Origin of the sequence: Nibrella viscosa, assembly GCF_039541875.1 — a bacterium.
GTDB lineage: Bacteria > Bacteroidota > Bacteroidia > Cytophagales > Spirosomataceae > Nibrella > Nibrella viscosa.
Map to the genome: position 1 here is coordinate 30409 of NZ_BAABHB010000012.1, position 15811 is coordinate 46219.

13 protein-coding genes are annotated in these 15811 nt (G+C 53.8%); 6 read left to right on the forward strand and 7 right to left on the reverse strand.

Annotated features, from left to right (window positions below; all coding sequences use genetic code 11):
* Positions 1 to 17: 17 nt before the first annotated feature.
* Both cobA and ABD931_RS22390 read left to right on the forward strand, forming a co-directional pair.
* Complete coding sequence (gene cobA / locus ABD931_RS22385) at positions 18 to 785, forward strand: uroporphyrinogen-III C-methyltransferase (RefSeq protein WP_345270212.1); 768 nt, start codon at positions 18 to 20, stop codon at positions 783 to 785.
* Between the two features lie 102 nt (positions 786 to 887).
* A complete protein-coding gene (locus tag ABD931_RS22390) occupies positions 888 to 2711 on the forward strand; it encodes a glycoside hydrolase family 10-like protein (protein ID WP_345270213.1) in 1824 nt (607 codons plus the stop codon).
* On the opposite strand, the gene hisS is transcribed toward ABD931_RS22390, so the two are convergent.
* A complete protein-coding gene (hisS, locus tag ABD931_RS22395) occupies positions 2700 to 4088 on the reverse strand; it encodes a histidine--tRNA ligase (protein WP_345270214.1) in 1389 nt (462 codons plus the stop codon). The two genes, ABD931_RS22390 and hisS, sit on opposite strands and share 12 nt — an antisense overlap.
* A 129-nt stretch (positions 4089 to 4217) precedes the next feature.
* Between hisS and ABD931_RS22400 the strand changes: the two genes are divergently transcribed.
* Positions 4218 to 4373, forward strand: coding sequence for a hypothetical protein (locus ABD931_RS22400; protein WP_345270215.1), 156 nt, complete (start codon positions 4218 to 4220; stop codon positions 4371 to 4373).
* A gap of 93 nt (positions 4374 to 4466) precedes the next feature.
* Here the strand turns inward: ABD931_RS22400 and ABD931_RS22405 are convergent, their stop codons facing one another.
* From ABD931_RS22405 to pyrG, 6 genes are all read right to left on the reverse strand, one after another.
* Complete coding sequence (locus ABD931_RS22405; RefSeq protein ID WP_345270217.1) at positions 4467 to 4766, reverse strand: hypothetical protein; 300 nt, start codon at positions 4764 to 4766, stop codon at positions 4467 to 4469.
* Between the two features lie 115 nt (positions 4767 to 4881).
* Complete coding sequence (locus tag ABD931_RS22410; RefSeq protein WP_345270218.1) at positions 4882 to 5892, reverse strand: glycosyltransferase family 2 protein; 1011 nt, start codon at positions 5890 to 5892, stop codon at positions 4882 to 4884.
* 3 nt (positions 5893 to 5895) lie between these two features.
* On the reverse strand, positions 5896 to 7185 hold the full coding sequence (gene hemL, locus ABD931_RS22415) for a glutamate-1-semialdehyde 2,1-aminomutase (protein ID WP_345270219.1): 1290 nt from the start codon (positions 7183 to 7185) through the stop codon (positions 5896 to 5898).
* A 17-nt stretch (positions 7186 to 7202) separates the two neighbouring features.
* The gene (locus tag ABD931_RS22420; RefSeq protein WP_345270220.1) at positions 7203 to 8906 is read right to left on the reverse strand and encodes an ABC transporter substrate-binding protein; all 1704 of its coding nucleotides are present in this window, start codon (positions 8904 to 8906) and stop codon (positions 7203 to 7205) included.
* A gap of 155 nt (positions 8907 to 9061) precedes the next feature.
* A complete protein-coding gene (yidC, locus tag ABD931_RS22425) occupies positions 9062 to 10927 on the reverse strand; it encodes a membrane protein insertase YidC (protein ID WP_345270221.1) in 1866 nt (621 codons plus the stop codon).
* Positions 10928 to 11069: 142 nt separating this feature from the next.
* Positions 11070 to 12764 carry a CTP synthase gene (pyrG, locus tag ABD931_RS22430; RefSeq protein WP_345270223.1) on the reverse strand — a complete coding sequence of 565 codons (1695 nt, stop codon included), beginning with the start codon at positions 12762 to 12764 and terminating at the stop codon, positions 11070 to 11072.
* A gap of 166 nt (positions 12765 to 12930) precedes the next feature.
* Here pyrG and ABD931_RS22435 point away from each other — a divergent pair, with 166 nt between their 5' ends.
* The 3 genes from ABD931_RS22435 to ABD931_RS22445 are packed head-to-tail and all read left to right on the forward strand — an operon-like array spanning position 12931 to position 15804.
* Positions 12931 to 13653, forward strand: coding sequence for a 6-phosphogluconolactonase (locus ABD931_RS22435; RefSeq protein WP_345270224.1), 723 nt, complete (start codon positions 12931 to 12933; stop codon positions 13651 to 13653).
* Between the two features lie 16 nt (positions 13654 to 13669).
* Positions 13670 to 14995, forward strand: coding sequence for an NCS2 family permease (locus ABD931_RS22440; protein ID WP_345270225.1), 1326 nt, complete (start codon positions 13670 to 13672; stop codon positions 14993 to 14995).
* 2 nt (positions 14996 to 14997) lie between these two features.
* A complete protein-coding gene (locus ABD931_RS22445) occupies positions 14998 to 15804 on the forward strand; it encodes a 5'-methylthioadenosine/adenosylhomocysteine nucleosidase (RefSeq protein ID WP_345270226.1) in 807 nt (268 codons plus the stop codon).
* The last annotated feature ends 7 nt before the right edge of the window (positions 15805 to 15811 follow it).

The window sequence follows — 15811 nt, forward strand, 5'->3', positions numbered from 1 at the left end:
CATCACTCTTAATTTACATGAAATTAACCCTCGTTGGAGCGGGTCCCGGCGACCCGGAACTTATATCACTCAAAGGTGTGAAGGCGCTGCAGCAGGCCGATGTGGTCATGTACGACGCGCTGGTACACCCTGACTTACTCAACTACTGCCGGCCCGACGCCCTGAAGGTGTATGTTGGCAAGCGGCTGAATGAATACTCCTGCACGCAGGAAGAAATCAATCCGCTGATTGTTCACTACGCCCGCACCTACGGCCATGTGGTCCGGCTGAAAGGCGGTGACCCGTTCGTCTTTGGGCGTGGTTACGAGGAAATGGAATACGCCAGGGAGCACGGCATTGAGGCCGAGGTCATTCCGGGCTTGTCGAGCAGCTACACGGTGCCGGCGATGGCGGGTATTCCGCTGACGACGCGCGGTATGAGCGAAAGCTTCTGGGTAGTAACCGGCACCACTAAATCCGGCAGTTTGTCCACTGATTTACCGCTGGCAGCCCAGTCCACGGCTACGGTGGTTATCCTGATGGGCATGCACAAGCTGGCGGAGATCATGCAGCTTTTCGGCGAATACGGCAAAGAAGACACGCCCGTTGCGATTATCCAGAACGGTACGTTGCCGGAACAGCGGGTGCTGGTTGGCCAGGTTAGTGACATGGTGGAGCGGGTAGCCGACAGCGGTCGCACCGGCACACCTATCAGTTCACCGGCCATTATTGTAGTGGGCGAAGTAGCCCGGCTAGGAGCACAAGTAGCGGCAGAGTTGATTAATCAGGCTCAGATGCGGAGCTAATTCGACTAATTGATAAGATAATTGGGCCCAAATACGTTTTATATAGCGTTGTTTGGGCCTTTTTTATATGTTTGGTTCCGACGTTGGTCAGCCTGACAGTCTATGCGTAAACACCTTTTGTTCTTTCTGCTTCTTTTTACTGTTTTCCATACCTGCACGCGCGCCCAGCATCCGCCTAAACGAGAGTTTCGGGGGGCCTGGATCGCTACCGTTGCCAATATCGACTGGCCCTCGGCAAAAGGGTTACCCTCCTACCAGCAACAGGCCGAGTTCATTACCATTTTAGATCAGTTTCAACAGACCGGTATCAACGCAGTGGTGGTTCAGATCCGCAGCGTGGCCGATGCCCTATACCCCAGTCCGTATGAACCCTGGTCTGAGGTGCTCACCGGACAGCAGGGCATTGCTCCTCAGCCCTATTATGATCCGCTGCAGTTTATGATTACCGAGGCTCACCGGCGCGGTATCGAGTTCCACGCCTGGTTTAACCCCTACCGGGCCGTCAGCAACATTCAGACAGCCAGGCTGGATTCCAACCATGTCGTTAATCAGCATCCCGACTGGCTGCTGAGCCAGGGCAATCTGCGCATCCTGGACCCTGGACTGCCTGAAGTGCGGTCGCACGTTATCCGGGTGATTATGGATGTGGTTCAGCGATACGACATTGATGGCGTTCATTTCGACGATTATTTCTACCCCTATCCGCAGGCCGGTGCCACGTTCAACGATGATTCGACGTTTGCGCTTTACAAGCGCGGTTTCACAAACCGGGCCGACTGGCGACGCGATAATGTGGACCTCCTGGTAAAGGCCGTTTCAGATAGTATCCGGTTGACGAAGCCCTGGGTTAAATTCGGTATATCGCCCTGCGGTGTGTGGCAGAACTGGTCCCCGGCGCAACCGTTGGGAAGCGAAACTCGCGGGTTGCAAAGCTATCATACGCTTTACGCGGATTCCCGTAAATGGCTACAGCAGGGCTGGATCGACTACATTGCCCCGCAACTCTACTGGCACATTGGCAATGCCTCTGCCGACTACAGCGTGCTGCTGCCCTGGTGGGCTAACAATACCTTTGGGCGGCATCTGTACATCGGACAGGGTGTTTACCGGGTCAATCCTACCGGCGACAGTAACTGGCGCAATCCCTCGCAGAAGCCAAATCAGTTGCGGCTGAACCGGCAGTTCTCCACCATTCAGGGCAGCATCTGGTACAATACCAAATCGCTGCTGCGCAACCCGCTGGGTATTCTGGATTCGCTGGAAACTGACTTTTATGCTTACCCGGCTCTATTGCCCGCTATGCCCTGGAAGGATAATGTGCCTCCCCAGGCTCCCACGAAGCTGATGACGACCACGCACCCGCAGGGCGTTGGCTTGTACTGGCAGCAACCCAAAACAAAGCCCGGGGAGCTAAACCGGATTCGCCAATACGTTGTCTATCGCTTTGACGAAGATGAGCCGGTCAATCTGGCGAAAACAGAGGCTATTCTGAGCATTACGCCCACGGATACGTCGGCCTTTGTGGACGAGACGGTGGAGGTTGGCCGCTCGTACCGGTACGTTGTTACTGCCCTCGACCGGCTGCATAACGAGAGTCCGGCTTCGAATTTGGTGACGTCGAAACCGGCACTGGGTACGTTGGCCACCAATGAGCCGCTTATCATTCATACTGAATTGAAAAAGAGTGCGCCGAACCTCATCCGGATTCAGAGTCGCATCCGGTATCGGGTGCCGCAGGATGGCTTTGTGGTGCTGACGGTGATGAACGCCTACGGCTGGGAAATATCTACGCTGGTAGAAGAGAAGCAGAAGGCGGGCGACCATACGGTCATTTTCCAGGCCGAAAACTTTCCGGCCGGCACCTACTACGCAGTCCTGCGCACGGGCGACGGCCGGGAAAGCCGGAAAATGCTCTTACAGTTGTGATGGTGAGAAGAGGCTAATCAATTCATCGGCGGTCTGTTTCTGCTGCTCACCGCTGACCATATTCTTGACCGATAGCAACCCGGTCTGTACTTCCTCGGAGCCGATCAGTACCACGTATGGTATATTTTTCTGGTTGGCGTAATCGAGCTGCTTTTTAAGCTTCGTTATGTCCGGGTAGGCTTCGGCCGTAACGCCTTCCTGCCGCAGACGGCTCAGTAAGGGTAAACCTACCGCTCTGGCCTCAGCGTCAAAGTGTACAATGAGCACCTGTGTGCTTTGCTGAGAGCCGGCCGGAAACAGGTTCAACTCCTCCATGACATCGTAAATCCGGTCGACGCCGAACGAGATACCCACGCCCGACAAACCGGGCTGCCCGAAAGCACCCGTCAGGTTATCGTACCGACCGCCCCCGCTGATGCTGCCGATCTGCACGCCATTGGCTTTTACCTCGAAGATGGCACCGGTATAGTAGGACAGGCCACGGGCCAGCGTCACATCGAGTTCCAGCTGCGAATCGGTCAGGCCATACTGGTTTACCAGTTGCCACACCTCCTCCAGTTCGGCAATACCCTTTTGCGCAGTGTCAGAAGACGACAACCAGCTTTTCAGGCTTTGCAGCATCTCCGCGGCCTCTCCGCTAAAACCAAAGATCGGCTGCAGGCGGTTAATAGCGTCCTCTGAGAAGCCGCGTTCGCGCAGTTCGTCAAGCACTTTCTCCTGACCAATTTTATCCAGCTTATCAATCGCCACCGCCAGCACTCCCTCCTGCCGACCCGTCGGACCGCCCGGCATACCAATAATCTCCGCAATACCTGTTAAAATCTTGCGGTTATTAATCTTCAGCGTAAAATCCTGAATACCCAGATTGCGCAGTACCTCGTGTACCATCAGCACAATCTCTGCTTCGCACAGCAGCGAATCGGTACCGACCACATCGGCATCGCACTGGTAAAACTCCCGGTAACGGCCCTTCTGCGGCCGGTCGGCCCGCCAGACCGGCTGCATCTGGTAGCGCTTAAAGGGCATGGGCAGGGCGTGGCGGTTCATGACCACGTAGCGGGCAAACGGCACCGTCAGGTCGTAGCGAAGGCCCTTTTCGGCGATTTTCTGGGTGAGTTTTTTGGCGCCGGCCTGCCAGTCGGCTTCGGTCAGGCCACCGGCAAAGTCGCCGGAATTCAATATTTTAAACAGCAGTTGGTCGCCCTCCTCGCCGTATTTCCCCATCAGCACCGACAGGTTTTCCATAGCGGGCGTTTCCAGCGGCTGAAAGCCGTAGCGCTGAAACGTCTGCCGGATGGTATCAAAAATAAAAAGCCGTTTGCTCATCTGCTCCGGCCCAAAGTCGCGTGTTCCCTTCGGAATACTCGGTTTCTGCATGTGTGTTTCAATTGGTGGCGCAAAATTAAGCCTGCCTCCGGAAATTTTGGCGATAACGTTTACAATTTCAGCGGAAAAGCATTAATTTTGCGTTCCATTTTGAGAAACGACTAAAAGACATACAATATCATGGGAATAACGGAACTAAAGCGGAAAGGCCGGAAGAATCGCGCCAGAGCTAACAACGCCACCAACCGCATTAAGCAACTGACGCGTAAGCCGGAAATCCGGAATGTAGATGTCGAAGCCATCAAGGCTTCCTTCGCCGAGAAGAAAAATAGTTAATTGGTTCATTCGTTGAATGGTTTATTAGTTTGCTAATTGTTAGGCAGACTAATGAACCAATTAACCAGTTAACCGATCAACAGATAAACTACCCTAAGCCTCGTTCCGGTTACCGAACGAGGCTTTTCGTTTTTGGCGGCTTTTTAGCTCCTTTTTTAACTGCCGCCGAATGATCTGCCGTGTATCCATCATTACCCGCAACCGGACAGCATGACCGAACAATGAAATACCGCCGTTGATCAACACCAGACTGTACGTTCCCAGAATAAACCACTGCGAAAAAGGTTGCCCGTTATGCATGGCGTTTGCGGCCCCGCTAAACACACAAAGACCGTAGCCAATCAGCATCAGGCTGAATGGTGCCAGCAGGAGCCACTTTGTACGAGTGCTCATGCGCTTCAGCAATTTACGACCAGGTGGTTTTGCAGGGTTCGCCATAGATTATCTCCAAAAAAGCCAATACAATTTTAAACGTATATAGGTTAGATTCCTAATTCAATGCACTTTTTCAGGAAGGATAGTCCATATTGACGCCGGATTCCCGATGTGTTTTCGGTTCCCGTAGCCGCTTCCAGCCTTCACTTATAAAGCCGACACCATAAGCGATCAGCTGGATGAAAGCCGCAACGACACTGAGCAACCCTACCTGCATGTTTTTCTCTTGCCCTGTAGCATCTACGAAAATCAACACCGAGAAAAGGACCAATATACCAATTGCCGGCCAGAATAACAAAGGACTGATGAGCGCCCAGACCGGAACAGACAGCACGAACAGGGTGAACAAAGCCGGAAATGTGTGCACCAGTTTTAGCTGAGACGGATAAAACCGGGAAATATTGATCCGTGCCCGCCCAAAGAACCGCAACTGCCGGAAGAACTGACCAAAATTTGTCCGGCGCTTATGATAAATAAACGCGTTGTGTATCAGTCCTGTTTTAAATCCATTCTCGATAATTCGGATGGCAAACTCAATATCTTCGCCCATGCGGCTGATGCGGTATCCGCCGATGGTCTCCCAAACCTTCCGCGATAAACCCATGTTGAAACTCCTCGGATGGAACTGCCCTCCCAGGTTCTTTTTACTACCCCGAATACCGCCGGTGGTGAAAGGCGACGTCATGGAGTAGCTAATAGCCTTCTGAATCGGCGTAAAGTCCGGATGGGCGGCATCGGGTCCGCCGTAGGCATCAAGCCAGTCAGTAGCCAGATGCCGCGCTACCGTTTCAAAGTAATGCGGAGGCACCAGGGCATCGGAGTCGAAAATTACAAAGTAATCGCCGGTAGCCCGCTCGAAGCCGAAGTTGCGGGTGAATCCCTGGCCGGTATTTTCTTTAAAAAAATAATGGATATTAAGCTGGTTACGGAACTGCTCAGCTACCGTATCTGCTTTAATTCCGGAGCCGTCTTCAATCACCAGCACTTCATAGGGTTTTAGCGTCTGCCGGGTGAGGCTGTCCAGCAGTTCATGCAACTCGTCGGGGCGGTTGTAGACGGGGATGATGACGGAGAATCTGAGCATTTTTTATGCGTTCATCACTTCCCCCAAAGCCTCCTCATTCGCCCGAATCACCTCATCCACCAACTCATCCGTCAGCGCCGTAGATAAGAACAGGCTTTCAAACTGCGCGGGAGCCAGGTACACCCCCCGCTTCAGCATGGACTGGAAATAGCGCCCGAATAAGGCCGTATCGCAGGATTTAGCCGATCCATAGTCCGTTACCACCTTATCGGTCATAAACAGTGTAAACATAGAGCTAATGTGGTTGATGGTGAAGTTCAGCCCCAGCTTTTCCAGACTGCTCCGGAAGCCGGTTGTCAACTTCTCGCCAATAGTATCCAGCCGCGTGTACACCTCCGGATGCTCATTCAGGTAACGCAGCATAGCCAGACCCGCCGACATGGCAATAGGGTTGCCCGACAATGTACCGGCCTGATACACCGGCCCGGCGGGCGATACCATGTTCATGATGTCGGCCCGGCCACCGTACGCGCCAACGGGCATACCGCCCCCGATGATCTTCCCCATTGTGGTCAGGTCGGGGCGGATATTGAAGCGCTCCTGCGCTCCGCCTTTAGCCAGCCGGAAGCCCGTCATCACCTCGTCGAAGATGAGCAGAATATCGTGCCGATCGCAGAGGTCACGCAGCCCCTCCAGAAAGCCGGGCTGGGGCAGCACACAACCCATATTGCCGACTACCGGCTCCAGAATGATGGCCGCAATCTGGTTTGGGTTGGCGTCAATTAACTGTTCCACAGCCGCCAGGTTGTTGTACGGAGCCAGTAGGGTATCATGGGCCGTAGCGCGGGTAACACCGGGGCTGTCGGGACTGCCCATCGTCATGACTCCGCTGCCGGCGGCAATCAGAAACGAGTCGCCGTGGCCGTGGTAGCAGCCTTCAAACTTGATGATTTTGTCGCGTCCGGTAAAACCCCGTGCCACCCGGATGGCTGCCATCGTGGCTTCGGTGCCGGAATTGACCATGCGCACTTTCTCCACCGACGGCACCATATCAATAATCAGTTCGGCCATCTCCACCTCTTTGCGGGTCGGTGCGCCAAACGAAAACGAATGCTGAATAGCCTCCCGCACCGCTTCCTCCACCGGCTCAAAGGCATGGCCGAGGATCATGGGTCCCCAGGAGTTAATTAGCTCAATGTAGCGGTTGCCGTCTTCATCGTAGAGGTAAGGTCCTTTGGCTGATTTAATAAACAAGGGCGTGCCACCCACCGCCCGAAAGGCACGGACGGGCGAGTTTACGCCCCCAGGCATCAATGTTTTGGCTTTCTCGAAAAGTTGTTCGCTGGTCGTCATCTGGTCTTCGGTAGTCACTAATTTACTTTAATAAACCGCCCGTCGTTGAATTTGACGATCGGCACGATCTCGTTTTCATTTGAGTTGCGATAATCAAACCCAGAGAGCAGGTAATCATCGCCCTCGGCTCGCAGGGTGGTCCGGCGCTGAATCTGAGGGCCGTTTTTGGCTAACTGCCGGCCGAAAAACAGCATCATATCGTAGCCCTGAAAGGTAAATACTGACGGAATAATATTCCGTCGGCCCAGGTAGGCTTCCTGAAACTGGTCAACCTGTTCCCGGCTGAAATCAACATAGTCCGGATACAGCAGGTAAAGTTCGCGCCGGCCAAACGTACTGGACGAGTTCTTATACATATCAAATGCCGAGGCTGTAACAATGACCGGAGCCGTAATGCGAAGTCGGCTAAGAGCTGCCAGGAAACGCGAACCATCATCGTCGCTGCTGCTGGAGAAAAAGACATGATCTGGTTTATTCAGCTCTGAAATACGCATGATAGCCGCCATAGATTCGGCGGTGCCGCTCAGCTTCTTCCGGTCTATCACCTGAAAGCCGGCCTCTCTCAGCCGGGTCTCGTAAAGGCTTGCCAGGGTAGAATCTTTCCGGGAACTGCCATAATAGATAGCCGCTTTTCTGGAGACACCCAGCGACCGCACAAAGGCCAGCGTTTTGTCGGCCTGCTTCTCCAGCGACGGCTGCGCCAGAAAGGCCAGCGGCTGCTCCTGAATCAGATCACTGCTCGTCGCCAGCGGATTCACCAGTACCATGCCGTTCTCACCGGCGAAGCTGGTCACCACCTTGTTTGGCTCGGCATACAAGGGACCAATAACCAGATCACTTTGGGCAAAGCCTGGATTGGTGATCAGTTCCCGCGCCTTTTCCGCATCATTATCCAGGTCGTAGGCAAAGACGTTTACGGTTATACCCTCCGACTGCAGCTTTGCTTTTGCCATCTGAATACCGTTGTACAGATCAATGGCGTACTGATTAGTACGCGCCCGCCGGTTAGCATCAAACTCATCGATCCGGAACGGAAACAGCACAGCCACGTTGAAATAGCCTTTGTTCCGGTTTCGTTCCGTACGGACTGCGGCTGCGGTTTGACCCGAACCCGTTGTGCCGGGTACCCCAAACCGGTTGGTCAGCCGGTCCGACAGCTCCAGATCCGCCTTGTCGGATGAGGTACGCTGAATAAGTGATACCAGGGCAAGCGCCAGATTGCGGTTTTCGGGAAACTCCCGCTGCAGTTGCTTCAACTGCCGCAGGTCGGTTATCTGCCCGAAGAAATGCCGTTCCAGCTTATCGACATCGTTGCGCAGGGAGGCATCGCTGATGCGGCTCAGGTAGCTCAAAGCATCCTCATACTGACCGGCTTCCATAGCGGCACTAGCGTAGAGGTAATAGGCATCCTCCATCTTTTGCCAGTCCGGAAAGCGGTCAATCACTTGCTTCAGCATATTGCGGGCCTGGCCGTAGTTTTTCTGCCGGAAAGCGGCTACGGCATAATAATAATAGGCGTAGGGCGCCAGCCGGTTGCTGCGATCCATCAGCGACTGCAGTTCTTTTTTGGCCTGATCGTACTGACCGGTCTGCACCAGCCGGACGGCCGCTTTATATCGTCGCTCGTTGGCATCGCCGGACGTCTGCCCGTACGATGGCTGCCAGAGCAGGCAGAGTATCAGTCCGACAACTGGCCTGTGTCGATTGAGGAAAATTTTCATAGGACAAAACAACTAACAATACATTTAACACACAAAGAGCAACGTCCGGACGTTGCTCTTTGTTGAAATCATACCAAAAACCAAGGCAATGCAGACGCCGAAATCCAGCAGTAACTGCTTTGGCAGGGATCGGCAGGTAATACACCAACCAGCCGTTATTTTTTCTGCTTAGGCCGCTGCTCGGCATTCCGCTTGGCTTCTTCGGCCTGCTTACGGGCTTCTTCAGCCGCACTCAGTGACCGCTGGAGGATCGACTGGAATTTTGACTTCTTCCCCTCTCCTTTCTCGAACTTCTTCCGGTTCTCTTCCAGCACCGCCTTGATCTTATCTTCATCCACAAACTTCCGGATAAGCTGCTGCTGCGCGATGGTCACTACGTTGGACACAAAATAGTAGAACGTGAGACCGGCCGGGAAGGAGTTTAGCACGAACATGAACATCAGCGGGAAGATGTAGCTCATGGCCTTCATATTGACCGGTCCAGGCTGCGTCGGCGTCATCTGGTTGTTATACCAGGCATAAGCAATACTGGACGCGGTCATCAGCACTGTAAACAAGCTCAGGTGGCTGCCCAGGAACGGAATGGTAACCGGAAACTGCAGGAAGGCATCGTAGGTCGACAGGTCATTGGCCCACAGGAACGGCTTCTGCCGCAATTCGATCAGGTTGGGAAACAGAAAGAACAGCGACATCAGGATCGGCATGGTGGCCAGCACCGGAATACAGCCGCTCAAGGGGCTTACACCTACCTGCTGGTAAAGCTTCATCTGCTCCGATTGCATCTTGGCCATATCGTCGCCTACCTTCTCCCGAATTTCGTTAATCTCCGGCTGCAGTACCCGCATCTTGGCCATACTCACGTAAGACTTGTACGTCAGCGGAGTCAATACCAGCTTCACAAACACCACCAGACAGATAATCAGTAAGCCGTAGTTGGAAATAAATCGCTCCAGCAGGTTGAATACCGGCACAAAGAAGTATTTGTTGATGGGCTTCAGGATTGCATAACCCAGATAGACGTTCCGGTCGAACTCCGGGGCCACGCCATCCACAATCTGGTAGTCATTGGGGCCGAAATAGAATCGGTAGTTGCCTTTCCCCTGCTTCACATCGGCCATCGGCAGCGCAACGTCAGCAATACCGGTTTTAACGAACTCGGTATCATTCGGATCGACCAGGGTTTTCAGCGAGGCATTTTGCAGCGGACTGTTTTTGGCAATGAATCCAGCCAGAAAGTACTTGTGCTTCAGGGTATACCACTGTAGCGGCTCCTGCAAAGAGGCTTCGTGGTTCCCGCTCGCGTCGAGCGACAGATTATCAAAATTGCCGTCGGCGGTCAGGTAGTTGATGGTGGCCGATTTTCGGTTCTCGGTCAGGTCGTTCTCGAACTGCCGCATCTTATCCAGCCACAAAAACCGGATGTTATCGTTCCCTACGTTGGTGAGGCCGTTCAGCCGGAGATCATAATCGATTACATATCCTTCAGCCGGAAAGGTATATACCTGCTCAACCGACTGACCCGGCGCTACCTCAACCCGGAAGACCAGTTGCCGGGGTCCGCTGCGCACCATCCCCCCCTGCGCGTTTGTTTGGTAATAAAGCTTGTGCAGGTCGACCTTACCCCGACTGGTGGGTAATTCGAGTATGGTCTGAGTACTTTGTGGATCGACCAGCACCACCGGCTTGCCGGTATACGTATCATATTTTTTCAGCAGCACCTCTTTCGGCCGGCCCCCATAGGTGCTGAACGTCACTTTCATCTCGTTGTTTTCGACCACAATATCCTGGGCCTGACCCGTGCCGGCTGCGGCAAAGTCACCATACTGTGCCCGGGCGGCTACCGAATCGAGCGTTGGCGGAGCGGCCTGTGCCTGCGCCTGATTCGCGGCAGTAGTTGTTGGCTTGGTGGTTTGTGTCTGTTGAGCGGGAGCCTTTTCGGGAGCCGGTTTGGGCACCAGCAGTTGGTAGCCTACCAGCATCGCCAGAATCAGCACAATTCCAATAATCTGATTACGATCCATTATTTAACGGTTTCAAGTTTATACCTCCAGGTCCCCAATTTTCTTTTCAAGCTGAAACCCTGTTGTATAAACTATTTTCTGACAAAACAGGCCGTTGGAAAACGGCCGTTTTTTGGGTGCAAAGGTACGATGAATTAGCTGCTTAACCAACTATAGTGGGGAGCGGCACGGACGCGGTTTCAGCGGATGGTTCTGCTTCTGAGCGTTTCCGCTGGGCATAATCCAGCGCAGCTTTCACAAAATAGACAAATAGCGGCTGCGGGTTCATCACCGTACTTTTCAGTTCAGGGTGAAACTGCACGCCCACGAACCACGGATGATCGCGTAACTCAATAATTTCGACCAGTCCGGTCTCCGGGTTGATTCCGGTAGCCCGCATACCGGCTTTCTCATACTGATCCAGAAAGGCGTTGTTGAACTCATACCGGTGCCGGTGACGCTCACTAATCTGCGTTTTGCCGTAGATCTGATGCACAAGCGAATCTTTTTTGAGCTTACAGGGATACGCCCCAAGCCGCATGGTGCCGCCTTTATTGGTCACTGCCTTCTGGTCTTCCATCATATCGATGACCGGATAGGCGGTATCCGGGCTCATTTCTGTGGAGTGGGCCTCTTCCAGCCCCAGTACATTCCGGGCAAACTCAATAACGGCACACTGCATACCCAAACAGATGCCAAAGAATGGAACGCCATTTTCACGAGCGTAGCGAATGGCATTGATCTTCCCCTCAATACCCCGCTCTCCAAAGCCCGGCGCTACCAGCAGTCCGTCCAGTTCACGAAGCCGGTGTACACAACTCGCGTAATCGGCCAGCGTTTCCGACTGAATCCATTCAATCGTCACCTTGCATTCGTTCTGCGAACCGGCATGGATAAACGATTCGGCAATGGATTTATAGGCATCGTGTAATTCAACATATTTCCCGACCAGGCCAATAGTCACGGCGGCAACGGGGTTTTTCAGGCGACCCAGAAACGTTTTCCAGACATCCAGGTCGGCATCCTGATCGTTGTAGAGATCCAGCATATACAGCGCCCGCTGATCCAGCTTTTCTTTCCTCATCAGCAGCGGCACATCGTAGATGGTTTCGGCGTCGATGGCTTCAATCACCGAATTGACCTGTACATTGCAGAATAAGGCAATTTTCCGACGAATATCCGGCGGCAGCGGGTGCTCAGTCCGGCAGACGATGATATCCGGCTGCACCCCGGCTTCCAGCAACATCCGTACCGAGTGCTGCGTCGGCTTGGTTTTCAGTTCACCGGCCGATTGCAGGTAGGGCACCAGCGTCAGGTGCACAAACAGTGTATCGTTTTCGCCCAGTTCAAATTTCAGTTGCCGGATGGCCTCGATAAACGGCAGTGACTCGATGTCACCAACGCAGCCCCCTACTTCGGTAATGATGATGTCGTACTCACCGGTTTCGCCCAGCAGCCGGATGTTGCGCTTGATCTCGTCGGTGATGTGCGGCACTACCTGAACGGTTTTCCCCAGGAAATCACCCCGTCGTTCGCGGGTGATGACGTTGTAGTAGATACGTCCCGTAGTGATGTTATTGGCCTGCGAGGTCGAAATATTCAGAAAGCGCTCATAATGGCCGAGGTCGAGGTCTGTTTCAGCCCCGTCGTCGGTAACGTAGCACTCGCCGTGTTCGTAAGGATTAAGTGTTCCGGGATCGATATTGATGTACGGATCGAACTTTTGGATCGTCACCGACAAGCCCCGTGATTGAAGTAATTTGGCCAGCGAAGAGGCAATAATGCCCTTGCCGAGAGAAGATGTCACACCGCCCGTAACAAAAATGTACTTTGCGGTTTTCTGACCGGATGAAGCCATGTCTGAAACCTGTTTTGGTCGTTACGGGATATAAAGGTACGAAGTTTTTCGGGGAAACAGGCCAACTTATAGAGGAAAAAACCAAAGATTTGCGGTAAGTAGTTGGTACTCAAAAAAGACACCGATATTTGTAAGCAGAACATTATTAGCACGTAGCAACTCTTCCATGCAGGTACAAACCTTTCCTTCCTACGACGATCTTTCCCGGCATACCGCCGAACATATCGCTGATATGGTTCGACAGAAGCCTACGGCTACCCTTTGTCTGGCCTCCGGCGAAACACCCATCAGCACCTTTCATCACCTGGTAACGCTGGCTCAGTCCGGTCAGGTCGATTTCAGCCGGTGTACCTTTATCGGCCTTGACGAATGGATTGGTTTCGGGCCGGAAGATGAAGGCAGTTGCGCCTACTATCTCTACCGCGACTTGTTCGGCCCGCTGAGCATCCGCCCGGAGCAAATTCACTACTTCAACGCCAAATCCATCGACCTGCCTGCCGAATGTCTGCGTATTGATGCGGCCATTGCCGAATGCGGTGGGCTCGATCTGATTCTGGTGGGCATTGGCATGAACGGCCACATTGCCCTGAACGAGCCCGGTACATCGTTCAATCTGTACGCCCACGTGAGCGATTTGGCAGAAGTAACAGTGCAGGTAGGCCAGAAGTATTTCACGCAGGCAACGCCCTTATCGAAAGGTATTACGCTGGGCCTCCGGCACCTGATGGAGGCCCGCGAAGTAATCCTGATGGCGAGCGGTTCCCGGAAGGCGGCCGTTATCCGCCACGCCCTGCAAGGCCCTGTCACGGAAGAACTACCAGCCAGCATTATTCAGCAGCACCCCAATGCTCACGTCTGGCTTGATGCCGAAGCGGGGAGCCAGATCTAAGTACTGTATCGGCATCATGATTCAAACCGTATCCGACAAAAAGGTTACTTCCCGGCGGACCGAAATCCTGGCTGGCGTCTCTACGTTTCTGGCTACCATGTACATTATCGTGGTCAACCCGGCTATTCTGAGCCAGGCAGGGCTGCCATTTAGCGGGGTGCTGACGGCCACGGTGCTGCTGTCGTTCTTTTGCAGTCTGATGATGGGTCTGTACGCCCGTAACCCTATTGTGGTAGCGCCGGGTATGGGGTTGAACGCCTTTTTTACTTTTTCGGCCGTCAAGGGTATGGGTATTGCGCCTACGGTAGCCTTAGGTGCTGTTTTCTGGGCGGGCATCCTGTTTCTGATTTTGTCGCTGGCCAACATCCGCACGGCCATAGTCCGGGCCATTCCGAAGCCGCTGCGGTATGCCATATCAGCGGGTATCGGGTTATTTATTACACTGATCGGGTTTGAGAACGCCCGCTTTATCGTAGCCAATCCCGCCACGCTGGTGAGTATTGCCAGCCTCAGTGACCCAATCATTCTGACCTTTATCCTGGGGCTGCTATTAACCGCTGTGCTGGTGGCTCGTCGAATAACAGGAGCCATTATTGCAGGAATCACCCTGACCACCCTGGCTGCTGTGCCGATAGGCCGGCTCTGGGGCGATGCATCAGCCGTTACTTTCGGGCAGAAGACGCTCGTCAATTTCCAGGGGTTGTTTGCCGCTCCGGATTTTAGCCTCATCGGCCGCCTGGATCTGTTGGGTGCCCTGCAATGGTCACTCTGGCCGGTGATTTTCGCCTTTGCCTTCACCGACCTGTTCGATAGCCTCTCCACCTTTGTCGGCGTAGCCGAAGCCGCCGACCTGTACGACGAAACGGGTGAACCGCGCAACGTAAAGCAGTCCCTGCTAACCGATGCCGTGGCTACCACTTTAGCCGGTTTTTTGGGAACCAGTCCCGGAACGGCGTATATCGAATCGGCAGTGGGTATCGAGCAGGGTGGCCGTACGGGCCTAACCGCTATTGTGGCCGGGTTATTATTTCTGCCGTTTCTTTTTTTGTCGCCCCTGCTGTCGGTTATCCCGGCCATTGCCACCGCGCCGGCGCTGGTGCTGGTCGGTTCGTTTATGATGCGGCCCGTCACAAAGATCAACTGGGGTGAGCTGGATGAGGCCATCCCGGCATTTCTGGCGCTGGTATTAATCCCGTTTAGCTATTCCATCACGCAGGGGATTATCTGGGGCTTTCTGTCGTGGACGGTGGTTAAAGTGGCCGTGGGTAAATTCCGCGAGGTGCCGGTAGGGTTATGGGTGGTGGATGTGTTTTGTGTAGTATCTTTGGTGGCTGGACATTGACTATGCTAAGACTACTGTTTTTCCTGTTATCCATTCAGGCCGCCCAAGCGCAGCTCTATAAACCGAAGCCGGTTACAGCCCTGCTGGGCGCGTTTGATGAAGAGGTAAAGCTGGTGCAGCAGTCCCTGACCAGGCCTAAAACGGTAATCCACAATGGCATCCGGTTTACTACCGGCCGCATTGGCAACCGCAGGGTAGTGGTAGCCGAAACCGGTATCGGGAAGGTAAATGCGGCCATGACTACAGCCCTGGTAATGGCGTATTTTAAACCGCAGCAGGTCATTTTCACCGGTATTGCCGGCGGTACTAACCCGGACCTCCAGCCAGGCGACCTGGTGATTGCCCGTCAGACCGCCCACCACGATTATGGGTACATTACCTTCAGTCAGCAGAAGACCAATCAAACCCGCAACGCCATTACCAAACAGTTTAACCCAACGTACTTTCCCGGCGACTCCCTGCTAATGCAGAAGGCCCTGGCAGCCGCCAGAGTGGTAACGTTTGAATCAATTCCCTCAACGTCGCGCCCCCCGTCGCTGGTGGTCGGAACGGTAGTAACAGGTGATGTGTTTGTGTCTTCAGACGAGAAAGTACAGAGCTTACGGAAGGAGTATAATGCCGATGCCACCGAAATGGAAGGCGCTGCGGTAGCGCAGGTTTGCTACCAGCAGCAGATTCCCTGTCTGGTCATTCGGAGCCTGAGCGATAAGGCTAATGCCAATGCCCGGCAGGATATGCTAACGTTTGTGAAGATTGCCGCCCGCAACTCCGCCAACCTCGTTATGGCTATTGTCCGCCAACTCCCCTAACCTCCTT